The organism is Dolichospermum planctonicum (assembly GCF_005402965.1).
In the GTDB taxonomy this organism is placed as follows: Bacteria; Cyanobacteriota; Cyanobacteriia; order Cyanobacteriales; family Nostocaceae; genus Dolichospermum; species Dolichospermum planctonicum.
Genome location: NZ_BJCF01000042.1, coordinates 1 through 19638 on the forward strand (window position 1 = coordinate 1; position 19638 = coordinate 19638).

The window sequence follows — 19638 nt, forward strand, 5'->3', positions numbered from 1 at the left end:
GACCTGAGGGTAGATTCTTACGCGTTACTCACCCGTCCGCCACTGTCTCCGAAAAGACCGTTCGACTTGCATGTGTTAAGCATACCGCCAGCGTTCATCCTGAGCCAGGATCAAACTCTCCATTTTGGTTCGTTCTTTTTAGCTCTTTCGACCGTTTTTACAACCACGGTCAGGTTATTTTTTTCTGACGCAGGGTACTTGTCGTATTCTGGCTTTCAAACTATAATATTTTCAAGGTTCGGTGCGCTGTTCGGCGTTGCCTCTCTTGGCTTCGCTGTCCGGCACTTATTCAATATATCTAATCTATTTGGGTTTGTCAACTACTTTTTCCATTTTTTTGGAAAAAAATTTTTTATTGCCCTGAAACCTGCCCACAGTGCTGGGTTTAGTCCACAATGGGTTAGAAATTGTTGACTAAAGGAAGAGTAGATAGTGAATTTCCAGTCCGTAATAGCGATATTGCATGAGTTTTGGGGACAGCGTGGCTGTTTAATTGCTCAACCCTACGATATGGAGAAGGGCGCGGGTACTAAGAATCCCCATACGTTTTTAAGGGCTTTGGGACCTGAACCTTGGGCTGTCGCCTATGTTGAGCCTTGTCGTCGGCCTACAGATGGTCGTTATGGCGAAAATCCGAATCGCTTTCAGCATTATTATCAATATCAAGTGTTAATTAAGCCGTCACCAGATGATATCCAGGAGATTTATCTTGATTCTTTGCGAGCTTTGGGGATTTGTCCTGAAGATCACGATGTTCGCTTTGTGGAGGATAATTGGGAGGATGCGACGGTGGGCGCTTGGGGTACTGGTTGGGAAGTGTGGTTAGATGGGATGGAAATTACCCAATTTACATATTTCCAGCAATGTGGAGGCATTGATTGTCGTCCTGTGTCCATTGAGATTACTTATGGTTTAGAGCGATTGGTGATGTACCTTCAGCAAGTGGAGGCTATTACTAAGATCCAATGGACTGATAACATTACTTATGGTGATGTTCATCTTCAAGGTGAGATTGAACAGTGTACTTATAATTTTGAAGCTTCTAATCCTGAAATGTTGCTGACGCTGTTTGGTTTATATGAGCAGGAAGCTACTCAATTAACAGAACGAGGATTGGTTTTACCTAGTTTAGACTATGTGATTAAGTGTTCTCATGCTTTTAATTTACTGGATGCTAGAGGGGTAATTTCGGTGACGGAACGAACTCGTTACATTACTAGGATTCGGCATTTGGCAAGGAAAGTGGCTCATTTATATGTTGAACAAAGGGAAAAGTTGGGTTTTCCGTTGCTTAGGAATAATATAAGCTAAAATTTTTGGCGTTGCATAATTGAATCATGAATTAACTCACGCAAAGGCGCAAAGGTAAGAGTTTTAAAAATGAAAGCCAGAGAATTCATACCTCAATTCAGCAAGTCCAAATTTTTCAATTCCCCCCCGCAAGGGGGATACGGAAGTTAATGTTAAAACAGTGGTGTGTAAGATGGTAAATATCAGTGCAGTTTTAGAACCAATTGCGAGTTGGTTTCGTTCTCTGGGTGTTCCTGAACCGATTGTACATTGGGGACATCCAGTAATGATGGGAATTGTGATTTTTGTGGTGGGGACTTTTGTGGGGGTGATGGGTTGGCGTGGTAAGTTGCTGGAGGGGAAGGATAAGGATGCAGCTATTCAAAGCCGTAATGCTCATCGTCAATTAGCTCCTTGGTTGTTTTTATTTTTAGCCGGTGGGTATATTGGTGGAGTTTTGTCGTTAGTGATGCAGCAAAAACAGCTGTTTGCAAGTCCTCATTTTTGGACTGGTTCGCTGGTGTTGATACTGTTATTAATTAATGGTGTGATTTCTCTAAGTGGATTTTTCGGGGATAAAGCTGGGTTGCGTGTAGTTCATGCTTATTTGGGGACTATAGCACTAGGGGTTATGTTTGTTCATGCTGTTTTAGGGTTTAATTTGGGTATTTCTTTATAATTTTCTGATTGCCAAAGTTACCAAAGATGAATTATTTGTGTAAAAAGCAAATTAAATTTTAATCTACTGGGCGCTTTGGCATTTATTGTGATTTATGATGCAAACGAGTGGAATAATTATCTGTCTTAGTTATATTTTGGGTTTGCTATTTACCGCAATTCCCTGGGGTGGTGTCTGGATTTTATTTTTGGGTGTGGTTGGGGCAGTGTTATTTCGCCGAATATATGTTAATTTAAGGAAATTTGCTCTCAAAAGAGATGGGACTGCTGACAAAACAAAGCTGGTTGCTAATAACTGGACAAATATTCCCCATCCTAGTCTGTGGTTAATAGCTGGTGTGGTGGGTTTGTTGGCTACTTTTTATTTTAATTTGCGATTACCTCAACCGGGAATAAAAGATATTAGTCGCTTTGTGGCTAGTGATAAAAGTAATCTTGAACAATCAGTGATTGTGCGAGGGTTGGTGGATAGTAATCCTCGCTTAACTCGCAGTCAAAGGGGACAATTTTGGTTAGCAGCGACTCAGTTAGATGAGGTACAGAATAATCAAGCTTCTGGAGGGAATCCCAGGGAGGTAACAGGTAGGTTATACGTGACTGTACCGATACTTCAGTCTACTGGTTTATATCCTGGACAAGAAATTGCGGTGACAGGATTTTTGTATAAACCAACAGCAGCGTTAAATCCTGGTGGTTTTGATTTTCAGAAATATCTGCGACAGGAGGAGACTTTTGCGGGTTTAGCGGGAAGACAGGTCAATATTCTCGATGATCAGCGTCCTTGGGGATGGTGGCAAGTTCGTGGGAAAATCGGGAGATCACAAGCTCGTTCATTAGGTGTTCCTGAAGGTCCTCTTGTCAGTTCCATGGTTTTAGGTGCTAAGGCTGTTGATTTACCCTATGATATCCGTGATTTATTTGTGAGGACTGGTTTGGCTCATGCTTTGGCTGCTTCTGGTTTTCAAACTTCTTTAATTTTGGGTGTAATTTTACAGCTAACTAAAGGTACAAATAAAGCCGCCCAGATCACTCTGGGTGGCTTGGGATTAACTGGTTTTTTGTTTTTAGCCGGTTTTGAACCTGCGGTATTAAGAGCCGTAATTATGGGCTTTGCGGCTTTGCTCGGTTTGGCTTTAGAAAAAGGTGTGAAGCAGTTGGGATCTTTGTTGATAGCAGCAACATTATTATTATTATTTAATCCTTTGTGGATTTGGAATTTAGGTTTTCAATTGAGTTTTTTAGCTACGTTAGGATTAATTGTCACCGCACCAGCAATAGATAAACGTTTAGATTGGCTACCACCAACAATTAGTTCTTTAATTTCTGCATCTTTAGCAGCAACAATTTGGACTTTACCCCGATTGCTAGAATTTGCTTGTGTAATTGTAGTTTATAGTGTGCCTCTTAATATTCTGACGACACCATTTATTTCTATCATTAGTCTTGGGGGAATGATTAGCGGTTTAGTAGGTTTAATTTTACCAGATTTAGGAAGTATTTTAGCGGGTTTTTTATATTATCCTACCCATTGGTTAATTCAACTGGCGGAATTTTTTGATCATTTACCAGGAAGTCAGATACCTGTTGGTAGTATATCAATTTGGCAAATGTTGATTATCTATCTTTTAATTATTTTACCTTTGTTAGTAAAATGGTGGCAGAAACGCTGGTGGTTTGCAGGTTTTATTGTGGTCGGTTTGGTGCTTTTTCCCCTGTGGTATTCTCATGATAATTTGCTAAGAATTACTTTATTAGAAACCAGGACTGAACCTGTTTTAGTAATTCAAGATCGAGGAAATATTGCGATAGTTAATGGGGGAAATGAAGGTACGGGTAGATTTACAATTCTCCCATTTTTAAGACAGCAAGGGATAAATCAAGTTAATTTGGCTGTCGCTAGTAAGTTCCCTGGTCATAGTTATGATCCTTGGTTGGAAATTATGCAAGATATACCAATTAAAAATTTCTATGAATATACTCCCAATTTAGAGGACAATATTGCCACTCAATTACTGCAACAGCAACTCCAAGAAGAGCAAGGAATATATCAAGGTTTAGCAGTTGGTCAACCGATAAATAATTCGACAATTATCGCACAATTAATTAATGAGCAAATACCAATTTTAAAATTACAAATTTTTAATCAAAACTGGTTATTAGTCGGTAATATTAAATCCCAACAAATTCAAGAACTAATTAAAAGTGGAGATTTGTCTTCTCCCCAGGTTTTATGGTGTCCATCAGAATCTTTACAAGATTTAATTTTAGCACTTAAACCCCAAATAGCTATCACTCCTGCTAATAATTTAGATAGTAAAACATTATCTTCTTTAAGTAAAGGACAAACGAAGCTCTTTTTTACTGGTAAAGATGGTGCAGTTCAATGGACACCGAATGGGGATTTTCAATCTTTTATTCAAACAACAGAAAATAAATCTTCTGTTTTGTAATATGGGGTTTTTTCGTGCCAAAATACAAAGGAGCAAAGACGCGAACAAAGAGATAAAACCTATGATAAAAAGTTGAAAGTTAAACATCATTAAGACTTTCAACTTTCCCGTTTTAAGCATCTTGAGGATTAAGACGACTCATTTCCCATGTGGTGTATGTACCTATAGGACTCCACAGTAAATAAGGTAATAATAGTAACGCTGCCCACATGGATACTGGTAAAACTGCTAATGTGATTAATAAACAAATCAGCAATCCTGTACCACCGATAATTGTCCCAACTATGAGACTGCGAAAATGTAACATTACAGGGGTGTAAGCTATGGTAAATATTTCTAAGAGTAGGTATAAACCCATCATTAAGCGTGCTGTATAGCTATTTGGGTTGTGTTCCCAAATGATGTAAGCTGACCAAGCACCACAAATAAATATTACTGTCCAAATCAGAGGAATTGCTGATTCAAATGTTAACCATCGAGGTCTTTGTAATTGTCTAAACCACTGACTCTGGTTGGGTGAGATCCAGTTACCAGCAAAACCTACTAAGAATGCTATAATGCCAATTATCATCCAAGATTTAATCATAACTGCCTTGGTGCTGACTTTTACCATAACTAGTTTATCACTTATTCCTCGACACGATAACCTAGTTCGGCTAACCGCACCCGTGAATGTCGCCATTTGGGTTGTACTTTGACAAATAATTCTAGATAAACTTTCCCAGCAATTAGCTTTTGAATTTGTTCTCTAGCTGCACTACCAACAGATTTAAGCATTGTTCCCCCTTTACCAATGAGAATACCTTTTTGCGAATCTCTCTCAACATGGATGGTGGCAAGAACGCGGGTAATTTTTGGGGTTTCTTCGACTAAATCAATGGCTATGGCTACGGAATGGGGAACTTCTTGACGAGTTAGTAATAATATCTGTTCTCTAATCAATTCACCCATAATAAACCGTTCTGGCTGGTCTGTAACCAAATCTGGGGGATAATAAAATGGTCCTGGTTCGAGGTGACTAATTAATAAATCTTGCAGTTGTAATAATTCCGCGCCAGTTTTAGCAGAAAATTTCGCAGTTTCCCATTGATAAGTATTAGCTAATTGAATATAACTTTCATTTATTTTTTGAGCATCTTCCGGTTGTTGATCAATTTTATTAATTCCTAAAATTACGGGTGTTTGACTATGAGTTAATAATTCAGCAACATAGCGATCGCCCGCACCACAGGCAACCGTACCATCAACTACAAATAATACAACATCTACTGACTCAATGGCAATTTTCGCATTTTTTACCAGCACTTCCCCTAATTGATGATGTGGTTTATGAATACCCGGTGTATCCACGAAGATCAACTGGGCGGTTTCTGTAGTTAAAATACCTCTTAAACGATTGCGAGTAGTTTGGGCTATGGGGGAAGTAATGGCTATTTTTTGCCCAACCAATTCATTCATTAAAGTGGATTTACCGACATTAGGACGACCGATAATACCGATAAAACCCGATTTAAATCCAGCAGGTGCTTGGGGAATCATCACACCACCGAAATCAGTAAAAATATTATTATCAATATGAGACACTTGTGATTCTACTTGCATTGTTTACAGTTATGATCAATAGATGATTTTGATGAAAATTCTCTTGAAGAATACAGATATATCAATTATTGCATATTTATGGAAATAACAAGAAAGGATAAATCAAAATTTGGCCTTGCTGATTAAATATATGAATATGTATCACCGAAAGGCGCAAAGATGCAAATAATCAGGTTGTAGCTGTTAAACTTTGATTGTGAAATTAACATTTTGTGCTATTATTTAATAGTTTTGAGAAAAAATAGGACTAAAGTTCTGACTACAAGTTAGAACATTATAGCAGTTGGCTAAGTCCTAAAAAAATAATACTTATTTATTAATTAGCGAACTAGTAAAATTAAAAACCATGAAAACTATTGCTACGGAGATACCAGAGATTATCTTGATTGAAACGCCAATCTTCCAAGACTCAAGGGGCTTTTTTTTGGAAGCCTATAACGAAAAAATATTCACAGAAAAACTGGGAATTACAGCCAAATTTGTTCAAGATAATCACTCAAAATCGGAAGAAAATGTGTTGCGAGGATTACATTATCAAATTATCCAGCCCCAAGGTAAATTAGTTCGCGTTATTGCTGGTAAAATCTTTGATGTGGCTGTGGATATTAGAAAAAAATCTCCCACATTTGGACAATGGGTAGGTTACGAACTCAGCACCGAAAATAAACTCCAAATGTGGATACCAGCAGGTTTTGCTCATGGCTTTCTCGTACTTTCAGAAATGGCAGAGGTGATATACAAAACTACAGATTATTATGCACCGGGAAGCGATCGCGCTATCATTTGGAATGATGCAGATTTAGCTATAGTTTGGCCTCTGAAAACACCTCCAATTTTATCAGCTAAAGATAGTAATGCTCCAACTTTTAAAAAAGCGGAAGTTTATGAATAAATCAATATTACTAATAGGTAGTAACGGACAAGTGGGTACAGAACTAAAAAATACCCTTTCATCCAACTCTACCAACTATAAAGTTATTGCTTATGCACGTCCGCAAATAGACTTAAATCAACCTGAGAACCTCCGTCAAATTATCAAAGAAACCCACCCGGAAATAATTATCAACGCTGCTGCTTATACAGCCGTAGACAAAGCCGAAAGCGAACCAGAAATAGCTAATACTGTCAATGCTATAGCCCCGCAAATTATCGCCGAAGAAAGCCAAAAACTAGGAAGTTTCTTAATTCATCTTTCCACAGATTACGTATTTAACGGTAATCACAATTATCCCTATCAAGAAACTGATATTCCTAATCCATTAAGTGTCTATGGAAAGACAAAATTAGCCGGAGAAATAGCAATTCAAAAAACTTGTCCCCATCATCATATAATTATCCGTACAGCTTGGGTTTATGGGACTTATGGAAAAAGTAATTTTGTGAAAACGATGTTACGACTTGGTAAAGAAAAACCCGAAATTAGGGTAGTTGCAGATCAAATTGGTACTCCTACTTGGTCTCAAGATATAGCATTGACAATATCCCAAATTATCCCCCAATTAACATCAGAAATTACTGGAATTTATCACTATACAAATAGTGGTGTTGCGAGTTGGTATGACTTTGCTATAGCTATTTTTGAAGAAGCTGAAAAACTGGGCTTTTCCCTGAAAATTGAAAAGATCATTCCTATTACCACTCCCGAATATCCCACACCCGCAAAACGTCCCGCTTACTCCATTTTAGCTTGTGATAAGATATCTAGAATATTGGCAACTTATCCTCCCCATTGGCGACAAAGACTAAGATTAATGTTAAAAGAATTACAAGGAAAATCTCTATGAAAGCACTAATTTTATCCGGTGGAAAAGGCACAAGATTACGCCCCTTAACTTATACCGGAGCAAAACAACTTGTCCCAGTTGCTAATAAACCAATTTTATGGTACGGAATTGAAGAAATGGCAGGGGCGGGAATTACGGATATTGCTATTATTATCAGTCCAGAAACAGGAGAAGAAGTCAAAAATAAAACCGGAAATGGGGAAAAATTCGCTGTGAATATTACCTATATTTTGCAAGAACAACCAGCCGGTTTAGCCCACGCTGTCCAGGTGGCGCGTCCTTTTTTAAAAGATTCTCCATTTATGATGTATTTGGGAGATAACTTAATTCAACAAGGGGACTTAAGTTCATTTTTGCATAAATTTAGCCAACAAGAACCAGATGCTTTAATTCTGTTGCGTAAAGTCCCAAATCCTAGCGCCTTTGGTGTAGCGAAGGTAGATGAAAAAGGTAAGGTATTACAATTAATTGAAAAGCCAAAAGTTCCCCCGTCAAATTTAGCATTGGTAGGAGTTTATTTCTTTTTGGCGACTATCCATGATGCAATTTCTCAAATTAAACCTTCAGCGAGGGGAGAATTAGAAATTACGGACGCTATTCAATGTTTAATAGATCAAAAAAAAGAAGTTTTAGCTTATAATCTTGATGGTTGGTGGTTAGATACAGGGAAAAAAGATGATTTATTAGAAGCTAACAGGCTAATTCTTGATACCTATTTAACAAAATCAATTTTAGGCGACATTGATAGTAAAACTCAGATTATTGGTAGAGTAGAAATTGGTGCTAAATCTAAAATTATCAACTGTACAATTCGTGGACCTGTGATAATTGGGAATAATTGTTATTTAGAAAACTGTTTTATCGGTCCTTATAGTAGCATTGCGGATAATTCAACCCTGATAGAAACGGATTTAGAACATAGTGTAGTTTTAGAAGGTGCTAAAATTACGGGTATTCAACAGCGGATTATTGATAGTTTAATTGGACAACGCGCCCAATTAAGTATAGCCCCCCGTCGTCCTAAAGCATTACGTTTTTTAATTGGTGATGATTCGCAAATTGAACTAACTTAAAGGCAATAGGTATCATTCTAGACACTGTACTAATATTCAATAAAAAGGCTGGTTTTAGCAATACTATAAATACCTTGCTACAACTGGCTTTTATATCAATATTTTCTGTCATGATTATTTCTTTTTATCTTTAGGACTTACGCACAAGTTACTAAAAACGAACCACGCCAGATCACAGAGATCACAGAGGAATGAGAGTTTGAGATCGAGTAAATATCTACCATTCATCAAAGTCAACCTTTTCACAAGCACAAATTAAACTACTATTATCCGTGCATCATCTCTAGATTTAGCTTTGACTGTAATTTCTACATCAATTCCCAAAGTATTGAGAAATCTAAACATTCTTTCTAGAGAAAAACCTGTAAGTCTTCCTCTCATTAAAGCAGAAACTTTTGGTTGATCAATTCCTAATAATTCAGCCGCTTCTGCTTGTGTAATATGACGTGCAATGATAGCATTACTGATTTTTCGTGCTAGTTCTGCTTTTACTAGTATTTCATCTGGGTTGGGTAAACCTAAGTCAGTAAATACGTTACCGCTACTGGGTTTTATTTCAATATGTTCTGTCATGATTATTTCCTTTTCTCTTACTGATAAACTTGTTTATAATGCTGTTTTTCTCTTTCAAGTCTTGCTTCAATTAAGTCAATGTCTTGCTTAGATGTAGCAATACCATGTTTTGATTTTTTCTGGAAGAAGCGAATCAATAGTTAACAGGCATAAAATCCCTTGAATTTCTTGCGTGGCGTGGCTGTATACAAAAAATATTAAGCCCTATCCTAAGTTTACATCATTACTTGCGGCTTTCTACTTGACTATTTTTATTTATGTAATTACAATGTAAACACCACCCTATCCCCAAAAACATAAAATGGGTACAGCAATCAAAACCCGAATAGTCAAAATTGGTAACTCCCAAGGGTTACGCATCCCCAAAACCCTATTAGAACAAAGCGGAATTAACTCAGAAGTAGAAATAGAAGTTCAAGGAAATCATCTCATTATTCGCCCAATTGAACAAGTCAGAAAGGGTTGGGAAAAAGCATTTATAGAAATGGCAGAAAACCGCGATGATATCTTATTAGATGACATCAACACAACAGAATGGGATGAAAATGAATGGCAATGGTAGTTAACAGATTTGATGTTTTCTTAGTTAATCTTGACCCTACCATTGGTAGTGAAATTAAAAAAACACGCCCTTGCTTAATAATTTCACCCAATGAAATAAACCATTATATTTCCACCGTAATAGTTGCACCAATGACAACAAAAGGGCAACCATACCCCACAAGAGTAACCTGTCAACTTCAACGAAAAGAAGGGCAAATCGTACTTGATCAAATTCGCACAATAGATAAAATCCGATTAGTCAAACTTCTCGGTCAAATTACTACAGAAGAACAAAAAGCCGTTTTGGATATCTTAGCGGAAATATTTGCAGAATAAATAACCTTCTTCTTCCTTCGTGTGCTTCGCTCCTTCGTAGTTTATTTTTATTCCTCATAAAACCAAGACGCAGAAAACGCCTTTCGCGCCTTTTGCGTCTCTGCATGAAATGTTTTCAAAACCCAAAAATTAAAAATCCAAAATGATTTTTTTGAATTTTTAATTGTTTAAGTTCCCACCGCCCCAGAGTAAATCAAACCTCGCTGTATATCTAAAGTTAAAATCGCACCGTCTTTAATTACCTGTGTTGCTTCCTTCACACCCAGAATTACTGGTACACCTAAACGTAAACCGATAACTGCGGCGTGACTAGTGAGACTATCTTCCTCAGTAATAATCCCCCCAGCTTTGCGAATTGCTTCTACAAAATCGACACCTGTGCGGGATGCTACTAAAATATCACCGGAATTAAAATTACTGGCATCCATAGCATTATGAACTACCCTAGCACGTCCACTGACTGAACCTTGACCTAGACCAATTCCCTGGCCGAGTATAGCAGTTACCACTTCCACCTTAATCAAGTCTGTTGACCCAGAAACCCCCTGAAGTGTACCAGCAGTCATTACTACTAAATCACCTTCCGTTAAGAGGTTTTTTTCTTGGGCTACATTGATAGCGGCTTGGAACGTCTGACCAGTGGAAGGTAATTCTAAGACTAAAAGCGGTCTTACGCCCCAGACCATCTGTAACTGTCGCGCTACGTTAACATGGGGTGTAATTGCTAAAATTGGTGTTTTCGGACGGAATTTAGAAACATTGCGGGCTGTAGCTCCAGTTTGTGTTAAAGTCATAATTGCTGCTGCGCCCAAATTTTCCGCAATTTGACCAACTGCTTGACTAATAGCATTGGGAATAGAGGGTTTATTATCTCGTGACTGACGGGAGTTGGGGTTTTGTGCGTACTCCTGTTCCATGCGTTCTGCTATCCTGGCCATGGTCGCTACAGCCTCCACAGGAAAACTACCGACGGCGGTTTCATTGGAAAGCATGACAGCGTCTGTACCGTCTAAAATCGCATTAGCGACATCGGATACTTCCGCACGAGTGGGACGGGGGTTACTGACCATGCTATCTAGCATTTGGGTAGCGGTAATGATGGGAATACCCAAGCGGTTAGCCGTAGCAATTAGCCGTTTTTGTAGTACGGGTACATCTTCCGCTGGTAATTCCACCCCTAAATCACCTCTAGCGACCATGACACCGTCACACAAAGACAGAACTGCCTCCATTTGTTCAATGGCTTCGTGTTTTTCGATTTTAGCAACTACAGGGACACTTTTACCGGTGCTGGAAATTAGTTCTTTAATTTCGATGATATCCTGGGGATTACGGACAAAGGAAAGTGCTACCCAATCAACACCCTGGTCTAGACCAAACATCAGATCCTCGCGGTCTTTGTCGGTCATGGCTTTAATGGATAAGTAAACTCCCGGAAAATTAACACCTTTGTTGTTGGAAAGTTTACCTGGAACTGTGACGCGACAGTGTAAATCACCTTTTTCGCGGTTGATGTCCTCTACCACCATTTCGACTTTACCATCATCGAGGAGGATTTTTGCACCCGTGGGAACTTCATCGGCTAAGTAATCGTAAGTGACACAACTTATTTCTTGAGTTCCTTCTATGGGGCGATTTGTCAAAGTGAAGCGATCGCCCTTGCCTAAGATTATAGAACCATTTTCAAACCGACCCAAACGGATTTTGGGACCCTGTAAATCTTGTAGAATTGCTACTGGTCTATTTAATTCAAAAGCAGTTTGCCGAATTAACCGAATACTACGCTGATGATCAGCATGAGTTCCGTGGGAGAAGTTGAGTCTAAGGGTTGTAGCACCCGCTTCAATAATTGCTTTCAGCATTTCTGGGCTACTGGTAGCAGGTCCAATAGTAGCAACAATTTTAGTTCGGCGCTGAGAATCTCTTAATTGCGTCATGGGCTGGGTTGAAGATTTTTGGAGTCTACCGGGGAATTTATCGTCATCTTTGCTTATACCATTTGAGATTTAAGATTTTGGATGATGAAAGACTGACAGTATCAGCAATTCATTTTTCCATTGATCACCATCATTTTGCAAATTGGTATGAATTAAACGAACTGTCTTTTTTATTAACTGCTAAATCAATGTTACAGGCAGTCAGGGAGGTAATTATGGTATAAATTTGATATCGTACATTGGCAACAGTCCTCTCAGAGAGTTTTTTATCTAAAAGCACTGGTTTAGCCAAGAATCATAGCCTCATTTATTGACCCTTCAACAGAACTGTAAATAAATCTTGCTTTACATAACTTTACTCTTAACTAAGATTAATAGTATGATCCGTAAAGATTGATGATTAATTAAAGGAGTTAATAATGCTCACGTCGGAGGCACAAAAGCCACTGACAATTCCCCCCAAAGAACTTTTATCACCTCCTGGTGATTTTAACCCCACGCTGCTGATGTTTTTAGTCGTAGTGATGATGTTAGTTTTATCTAATTTTGGGTATTGGTTGTGGGAATGGCCTCATTGGTTGTGTTTTAGTATCAATACACTAGCACTCCATTGTTCAGGAACAATCATTCATGATGCTTGTCACCAGTCAGCCCATCGGAATCGAATTGTTAATGCTATCTTAGGCCATTGTAGTGCCTTAATTCTCGCCTTTGCTTTTCCAGTATTTACACGAGTACATTTGCAGCATCATGGTAATGTTAACCACCCTAATGATGACCCAGATCATTATGTTTCGACAGGTGGACCCCTGTGGTTAATTGCGGTGAGATTTTTGTACCATGAGGTATTTTTCTTCCAAAGAAGATTATGGCGTAATTATGAACTACTAGAATGGTTTATTAGTCGCTTAATCATCATTACTATTGTTTATATTTCTGTCCAATATCATTTTTTGGGCTATATTCTTAACTTTTGGTTTATTCCGGCTTTTTTAGTAGGAATAACTTTGGGGTTATTTTTTGATTATTTACCCCACCGTCCGTTTGTAGAAAGAAATCGCTGGAAAAATGCCCGGGTTTATCCAGGTAAAGTTCTCAATATCCTGATTTTAGGTCAGAATTACCATTTAATTCATCATCTGTGGCCTTCGATTCCTTGGTATAATTATCAACCGGCTTATTATTTAATGAAGCCGTTATTGGATGAAAAAGGCAGTCCCCAAACTTCCGGGTTATTGCAGAAAAAGGACTTTTTTGAATTTGTCTATGATATTTTCATAGGTATTCACTTTCATCACTGATTTAGCGCAGTTTATAGCAGAATTATGTAAGCTGTTATGCTGCCTGGGGAAAACTAAGTTACGCTTTATTTAGTAACGAAGCGTAAAAATACTTTCCCCAGCGATGCCATAATCCCCGACATAAAGGTGAGGGTAGTGTAAAAAAATCACAAAAACCCCAGAAGTTGGTGCTTCTGAGGTATAAAGAGTTTTAGGCACGATTGAGGATAATAGTTATCTGGTGATCAATTTGGAGTAGGAAATCTTGAGAATGATCACAAGATAGCTTTATCAATATCTCAAACTAAGAACCTAAAAGCCCACAGGTCAACTACTTAAATACTTTAGCAGAGCTATTTCTATTTCAGTAGCCAAATTGGCGTTTGTTTGAGTTTGATTTAGACATCTACCTCTCGGCGGATATTCACTAATTCATAAAGCTTATTTTCAAACTTTTGGGTACAAGCTGACCAATCAAATTCCAGAATTGAGGGACGAGCTTGTTGAGTTAATTGATTTTTGAGGTCAGGATTTTCAAGAATTGTAATTACTTTTTGGGCAAAATCTCTAGGGTCATTGGGTGCTGCTAGAAAACCATTAACCCCAGAAATAACCTGTTCAGCAGTTGAAGGAGCGACAACAGCCACTACAGGTGTTCCAGAAGCTAAAGCTTCGTTAGTTGTAGTGCAGAAATTTTCGGTGATAGAAGGGTTAACAAATATATCTGCTTTTGCAAACCAACCTAAGAGTTCCTTACCATGAGATTCACCCCAAATAGTAACACCATGGGGGAAATTTTGAGCGCGACGACGAATTTCTGCATCCAAAGGACCGCTACCAACAATTACTAAATGAACATCAGGAATTTTGGCAGCAATGAGAGGATAAATATCTAATAGTTGACTGACATTTTTTTCTGCGGTAATGCGTCCCACAAATAAGATAGTTGGACGTTGATCATCAGGAATTGGATCATGACAAATATTGCGGGGATGAAATTTTTGACAATCAATTCCTTGATAGGGGAGATATTCACTTCGTTGAGCTTTTAATTTTTGGTATTTAGCTAGCTGTTCACGGGAAGAAAATAAACTTAAATCATAAGTTTCACTAAATTGTTTAACTAAAATTGGTAGCAGAGGACGCACTAAATTAAAAACTGTATTACCGAAATAATATTGGATATAGGCAATGATATCTGTATGGAAAATTGAAATAATGGGCGTGTTTGTTTTTCTGGCATATTCTACTCCCACAGAACGGCCATAACCTTGTAAAAAACCAGAATATAAACCTCTCATTTGTGGGGCTTCTTCGACAACAATAATATCAGGTTGAAAGTGAGTGAGTAATTTTGTATCACTCCAATGACGATAGTTTAATGGTTGGGGTAAAGATTTATAAAATATCAGTGGTTCTGTCGGAAATGAATAAGCAGAAAAATTAATAAATGTTTCTAGTTCTTCAATTCCTGTCATGGGACGCTTACCAACTTGTGGCGGGTATTGATCATTAATTTCTGGGTGAACTAGAAAAACCTCATGTCCTTGTTTTAATAACCAGTGAACTCTTTGATGAACAGCCACAGAAACTCCTGTTAAGAATGGAGCGTATAATCCTGTAAATAAGGCAATACGAAGAGGTTTTTTGTTCATGATTATGAGGTGATATTTCTTGAAAATTTTGAATTGGGGAATTTTAGATATTGAAGCGTTAAAGCGAAAATAGAACATCTAAAATTTCCCCTATTTCCCTAAAGAGAAGCTTTTGGATCAATTGGTTGATCTAACCATTGGTAAGGACGATATTCAATTAACTGAATATTTTCACGTCCTTGAATGCGATAAGTAAGTCCCCGCCAAGTAATAGTTGATGTCCAGAAGGAAGATAAGATTATTAATCCATAAATCCACTGTGTTAAAGGGATAACTATTAACATTTTGAGGATAATTAAAGGCGATAACTTGGGTATTTTTTTACCTTGATTATGTAAGATATGATGTATTGCTACTTCCATCAATAGCATGAGTAAAACTAAACCAATGGTGTAGGAAATGTAAGAGCAAAATAATAAAAATGCAGCGTACCATTGAGACTGAAGCAGGAGATAGAAAATGATGATGATGACTAGATTTGGTACGATAATACTAGAATATGCTTCACTAATTATGGCTAACCAGCCAGGGTGATAAAGTTTAGAACTAATTATTAATCGTTTTAATGATTCTAGTAAGTTACTTAAACTACTTTCTTCCTGATTTAGCATTAATAAAGAAGGGATAAACTTAATTTGTAACTTTTGTTGTTTGATAAGTTTATGGAGGAGTATATCATCTGTTAACACTTGTCCCCATTTATCCAAAAGTTTGATGCGATGTAATACTTCTGTTTTGATAGCTAAAGTTCCACCCCAAGGAATTTGAAAGAGAAACATTTGCACCACCGTAGAAACATTACCGGAGTAGCGAACTAATGAACCCCAATAATTACCAGTGGGAACATACCAACGATTTCCTGTTGTTAGACCAACTTTGTCATCAAGAAGAGGAGTGACTAATTCTCGTAACCATTGGGGATGAACTACAGTATCAGCATCAATAAAAGCGATAACTCCATAAGCATTATCTAAGTCAGAAACAGCTTGTAATAGAGAACTGCATTTCAGACTACAATTATGACGAACCACTCTTAATATGCTAATTTGGACATTAGTTGCACGCAGTTGATTGATTGTTTCACTGGCAATTTTAAAAGCTGGATCTTTTTGACTATCAATGATCAATTTTAGATCATATTGCGGGTAATTTTGTTGTAAGAGCGATCGCAAACAATGAGGCAAAAATGGATCTGCACCTCGTAAACAAAGAATTACTGCCGTTTTTGGTAATTTTTCATCTGGTAATAACCGTGGTTTGTATGAACGTAAATACCATAAAAATATTAACGTTAAACAACTCTGAATTAACAACCAACCCAACAAAGACTTAGATAGAAATATCATCAAATCTGGCATTATCTCTATAGTCTCAGATATAACTTAGAGGTCAGGAAAAAGAGTTAGCATCTATACTTAACTCCCGATTGTAAATTATAAATAAATACAGTTCAGTTAAGAATAGAGTTTTAGGCTTAACTAAACCGTATTAAATTCCGAATTAAGGATCAAGAGAATACTTCAAAAAGATATTAATTGTAGTATTCTTATCAACTTTAAAACGGGCATCTTTAAACTTAGGTGTGCCAGTGCTGATAGAAACAATGGGATTTCTAGAAATGCCAAAACCCTCTTCGGGAATCCCGAAAAAGTCTTTATTGAGTTTGTGATCACCATTTTGATCATCAACTACAGCCACAGCATAATTACCAGGTTTTAATCCAGAAAATACCTGTTTAATGGAATTTCCTGTAATTTTAGTACAGCCACTTTTAACTTCACTTTTAGCATTATCTGGAAATCCTTTTTCAGAGTTATAAACTCTCATGCAAATTTCCCCAGTTTGATTACGAATACCATTAACAACTACAGTTAATGATGTTGTTGATTCAGCTTGAGCTACTTCGGTAAAGCTAATAGTTAGCAAAGTGGCAATGAACAGGTTTACAATTTTAAACATTAGTCAACACTTCCTAATTGTGAAAATTTACCCTTGGAGAATTTTATCTATTTCATCAGTTTTTGAATGTCAGTTTTTTGCAACCATTCACGAGTGCGACCCATTCCTTCTGCTAAATCAACTTTAGCCCGATAATTCAAAATATTTTGTGCTTTTGCAATAGAATAGGCATAAGGACGACTCATAAAATCAACTGATTCCGGGAGAATATCAGCTTTTTTACGGAATAGTTTTTGTCCCTGAAGACGCACACGCAGAAATAACTTCATTTCCTCTTTAGGTAAAGACATTGGCGCTGGTAAACCTTCCAAAGAAGCAAGATGAATAAAATAATCTTTCCAAGAAGTTTCTTTACCGTCAGTAATGTTGAAAATTTCCCCATAGGCTGATTTTTCTATGGCTAAAAAGATAGCATCAATTAAGTTATCTACATATAGATGATTCATCACACCTTTACCATCATTAGCATAAGCAAATAATTTTTGTCGCATCATCTGAATTGGCCGAACAATCCAAGGAATACTTCCAGGACCATAGACATCACCAGCCCGAATTACAATTACTCCAAATTCAGGGGCATTGTTCAGTTTTAAAACTTCGATTTCTGCTTCAATTTTTGTCTGACAATAAGGATTATTTTCACCCGAAAGTACACCTGATTCTGTAACCCTTTCAGGGTAATCAAACCCATATACTAAAGTGCTAGAAAGATGGACAAATGTTTTTACACCTGCTTGTTTAGCAGCCTTAGCGATATTAATAGTACCATTGACATTTATTTCTCGAAAATGCTTAATTTCTCCAGCTTCTTCGGCAATTTGAGCAGTATGTAAAACTATATCTATTCCTTGACAAGCTTTTGAGCAAATTCCAGGATCAGTGATATTACCGACTAGAATTTCAATACCTAAATTTTGCGCTGTTTGATCTTTAATTTGGGAACTTTGTATACCTCTAACTTTCATCCCTTGAGCTATAGCTAATTCGGCTGCACGTAAACCAATAAATTCGTCAATTCCGGTAATCAGCAGAGTTTTGTTTTGCAAGTTCATGTTGAAATATAGATAAGTGTTTTGTAGTAGTGTGACGGTAACGATACAGTTGAGAAAGCAATACAATCTTATTTCCTAATTGCAGGAAATTGCAATTAAGAACTGTTGCACTGACAAGAAAATTTTACTGTTGCTAATAACATTAAACTTCTATCTTTGGTTGGTTTTAATTTAGAGAATATTGAGCAAAATTTGCTGAATTTACAGGAAAACAAATTCCTAAAAACTATCAGCCGGATCAGCAGAACGGAGTTTATTAATAGCTAATGCTCCAGAGGTGATGCAAATTAAGACTGTAGATACTAAGACAAGTAAGGCATTATTACTTGTCATCATGATAGGTAATTTAGTTGCTTTCATAGCAAAATCATATAAACCAATCGAAACAATAAAGCCGGGAATATATCCTAACAATGCTAAGATTAATGCTTGTTGAAAAACAACATTTAATAAATATCCATTAGCATAACCAATAGCTTTTAGAGTTGCATAGGCAATAAATTGAGTAGCAATGTTGCTATACAAAATTTGGTAAACAATTACAACACCAACAACAGAAGCCATGATCAGCATTAAGTTAAGAATAAAACCAATAGGAGTTCTTACAGACCAATATTGTTTCTCAAAATCAATAAATTCTTGACGAGTGAATATTTTTACATCCTGCGGTAGCTTGTTTTTTAAACTATTTAAAACTCGTTCTATATCAGCACCAGATTTGAGTTTAATCACTCCCATATCTATTTTTTCAACTGGGCGACTATTAGGATTAATTCTTAAAAAAGTTGAGTCACTAACAATTAAATTACCATCAACACCAAAGGAAGGTCCTAAACTAAATAAACCCCCGACTCGCACCCGATAGCCCTTAATCGCATCAAAGGGAAAGATTTCAATTGGTTGTTGAATATTTCCCTGATTAAATAATTCTGCTATTGGTCCAAATTCTGAACGGGCATCTCTATCAAATAGCATGACATCAGGAATTTTGAGTTTATCTAAATTTTCCTCAACTTCTGGAATATCTAGCACGGATTTTCCAGGATCAAAACCAATGACATAAATTGAATATTTCTCACCACTAACGGGATTTTTTAATTTTGCAAATTGCAAATAAATTGAACTAACAGAATCAACACCATCAAACCCTAATGTTTGATATAATCGAGTGCGAGAAAAACTTTGAATTGCTGTCAAAGATTTATATTGAGAACTAACTAAAAACAAATCACCGTTCAATCGTTGATGTAATGCTGTTGCACTAGAATATAGTGCATCTTGAAAACCAAGCTGGATAAACATTAACAGCACAATAAAGCCAATTCCGGCTACAGCTATCACAAAGCGAAGTTTCTGCTGGACAAGCTGTAGCCACGCTAAAGGAATTTTGATATTCATATTAGTTGTTAGTTGTCAGTTATTATTT

18 protein-coding genes and 1 rRNA gene are annotated in these 19638 nt (G+C 37.1%); 9 read left to right on the top strand and 10 right to left on the bottom strand.

The window, feature by feature from the left end; genetic code table 11:
* Positions 1-126: ribosomal RNA gene (locus tag FFO06_RS16205) — 16S ribosomal RNA — on the bottom strand; the annotation flags it as partial.
* 306 nt (positions 127-432) lie between these two features.
* On the opposite strand from FFO06_RS16205, the gene glyQ reads away from it, so the two are divergent.
* The 3 genes from glyQ to FFO06_RS16220 all read left to right on the top strand — a co-directional run bounded on the left by glyQ (position 433) and on the right by FFO06_RS16220 (position 4418).
* Positions 433-1311: a glycine--tRNA ligase subunit alpha gene (gene glyQ, locus FFO06_RS16210; RefSeq protein WP_137908963.1), complete on the top strand. Its 879-nt coding sequence runs from the start codon at positions 433-435 to the stop codon at positions 1309-1311.
* A gap of 172 nt (positions 1312-1483) precedes the next feature.
* On the top strand, positions 1484-1969 hold the full coding sequence (locus FFO06_RS16215; protein ID WP_137908964.1) for a DUF4079 domain-containing protein: 486 nt from the start codon (positions 1484-1486) through the stop codon (positions 1967-1969).
* Between the two features lie 94 nt (positions 1970-2063).
* Positions 2064-4418 (top strand): ComEC/Rec2 family competence protein, encoded by a 2355-nt coding sequence (locus FFO06_RS16220; protein ID WP_137908965.1) that lies wholly within the window; start codon positions 2064-2066, stop codon positions 4416-4418.
* A gap of 112 nt (positions 4419-4530) precedes the next feature.
* Here the strand turns inward: FFO06_RS16220 and FFO06_RS16225 are convergent, their stop codons facing one another.
* A complete protein-coding gene (locus tag FFO06_RS16225) occupies positions 4531-5004 on the bottom strand; it encodes a TspO/MBR family protein (protein ID WP_137908990.1) in 474 nt (157 codons plus the stop codon).
* Between the two features lie 41 nt (positions 5005-5045).
* A complete protein-coding gene (gene era, locus FFO06_RS16230; RefSeq protein WP_137908966.1) occupies positions 5046-6020 on the bottom strand; it encodes a GTPase Era in 975 nt (324 codons plus the stop codon).
* Between the two features lie 346 nt (positions 6021-6366).
* Here era and rfbC point away from each other — a divergent pair, with 346 nt between their 5' ends.
* Genes rfbC through FFO06_RS16245 form a run of 3 tightly spaced genes read left to right on the top strand, consistent with a single transcriptional unit; the run spans position 6367 to position 8877 of the window.
* Positions 6367-6912 carry a dTDP-4-dehydrorhamnose 3,5-epimerase gene (rfbC, locus tag FFO06_RS16235; protein WP_137908967.1) on the top strand — a complete coding sequence of 182 codons (546 nt, stop codon included), beginning with the start codon at positions 6367-6369 and terminating at the stop codon, positions 6910-6912.
* Complete coding sequence (rfbD, locus tag FFO06_RS16240) at positions 6905-7804, top strand: dTDP-4-dehydrorhamnose reductase (RefSeq protein ID WP_137908968.1); 900 nt, start codon at positions 6905-6907, stop codon at positions 7802-7804. The genes rfbC and rfbD overlap by 8 nt, the downstream gene beginning before the upstream one ends.
* Complete coding sequence (locus FFO06_RS16245) at positions 7801-8877, top strand: glucose-1-phosphate thymidylyltransferase (protein ID WP_137908969.1); 1077 nt, start codon at positions 7801-7803, stop codon at positions 8875-8877. The genes rfbD and FFO06_RS16245 overlap by 4 nt, the downstream gene beginning before the upstream one ends.
* A 255-nt stretch (positions 8878-9132) precedes the next feature.
* On the opposite strand, the gene FFO06_RS16250 is transcribed toward FFO06_RS16245, so the two are convergent.
* The gene (locus FFO06_RS16250) at positions 9133-9450 is read right to left on the bottom strand and encodes a helix-turn-helix domain-containing protein (RefSeq protein ID WP_137908970.1); all 318 of its coding nucleotides are present in this window, start codon (positions 9448-9450) and stop codon (positions 9133-9135) included.
* 301 nt (positions 9451-9751) lie between these two features.
* Between FFO06_RS16250 and FFO06_RS16255 the strand changes: the two genes are divergently transcribed.
* Together FFO06_RS16255 and FFO06_RS16260 are read left to right on the top strand one after the other, a co-directional pair.
* Entirely contained in the window at positions 9752-10012 is a 261-nt protein-coding gene (locus FFO06_RS16255; protein ID WP_137908971.1) for an AbrB/MazE/SpoVT family DNA-binding domain-containing protein, read from the top strand.
* Complete coding sequence (locus FFO06_RS16260) at positions 10006-10329, top strand: type II toxin-antitoxin system PemK/MazF family toxin (protein ID WP_199290866.1); 324 nt, start codon at positions 10006-10008, stop codon at positions 10327-10329. Before FFO06_RS16255 ends, FFO06_RS16260 begins: the two co-directional genes overlap by 7 nt.
* Positions 10330-10496: 167 nt before the next feature.
* Here the strand turns inward: FFO06_RS16260 and pyk are convergent, their stop codons facing one another.
* Positions 10497-12266 (bottom strand): pyruvate kinase, encoded by a 1770-nt coding sequence (pyk, locus tag FFO06_RS16265; protein WP_137908973.1) that lies wholly within the window; start codon positions 12264-12266, stop codon positions 10497-10499.
* Between the two features lie 419 nt (positions 12267-12685).
* On the opposite strand from pyk, the gene crtR reads away from it, so the two are divergent.
* Positions 12686-13567 carry a beta-carotene hydroxylase gene (gene crtR, locus FFO06_RS16270; RefSeq protein ID WP_028083201.1) on the top strand — a complete coding sequence of 294 codons (882 nt, stop codon included), beginning with the start codon at positions 12686-12688 and terminating at the stop codon, positions 13565-13567.
* Positions 13568-13944: 377 nt separating this feature from the next.
* On the opposite strand, the gene FFO06_RS16275 is transcribed toward crtR, so the two are convergent.
* The 5 genes from FFO06_RS16275 to devC form a co-directional block, all read right to left on the bottom strand.
* Positions 13945-15201 (bottom strand): glycosyltransferase, encoded by a 1257-nt coding sequence (locus tag FFO06_RS16275; RefSeq protein WP_137908974.1) that lies wholly within the window; start codon positions 15199-15201, stop codon positions 13945-13947.
* A gap of 98 nt (positions 15202-15299) precedes the next feature.
* Positions 15300-16559, bottom strand: a complete 1260-nt coding sequence (locus tag FFO06_RS16280) for a glycosyltransferase family 2 protein (protein ID WP_137908975.1) — start codon at positions 16557-16559, stop codon at positions 15300-15302.
* A gap of 142 nt (positions 16560-16701) precedes the next feature.
* Entirely contained in the window at positions 16702-17160 is a 459-nt protein-coding gene (locus tag FFO06_RS16285) for a DUF2141 domain-containing protein (RefSeq protein ID WP_137908976.1), read from the bottom strand.
* A gap of 47 nt (positions 17161-17207) precedes the next feature.
* Complete coding sequence (locus FFO06_RS16290; protein ID WP_137908977.1) at positions 17208-18212, bottom strand: NAD-dependent epimerase/dehydratase family protein; 1005 nt, start codon at positions 18210-18212, stop codon at positions 17208-17210.
* A gap of 219 nt (positions 18213-18431) precedes the next feature.
* Entirely contained in the window at positions 18432-19610 is a 1179-nt protein-coding gene (gene devC, locus FFO06_RS16295) for an ABC transporter permease DevC (protein WP_137908978.1), read from the bottom strand.
* Positions 19611-19638: the final 28 nt, after the last annotated feature.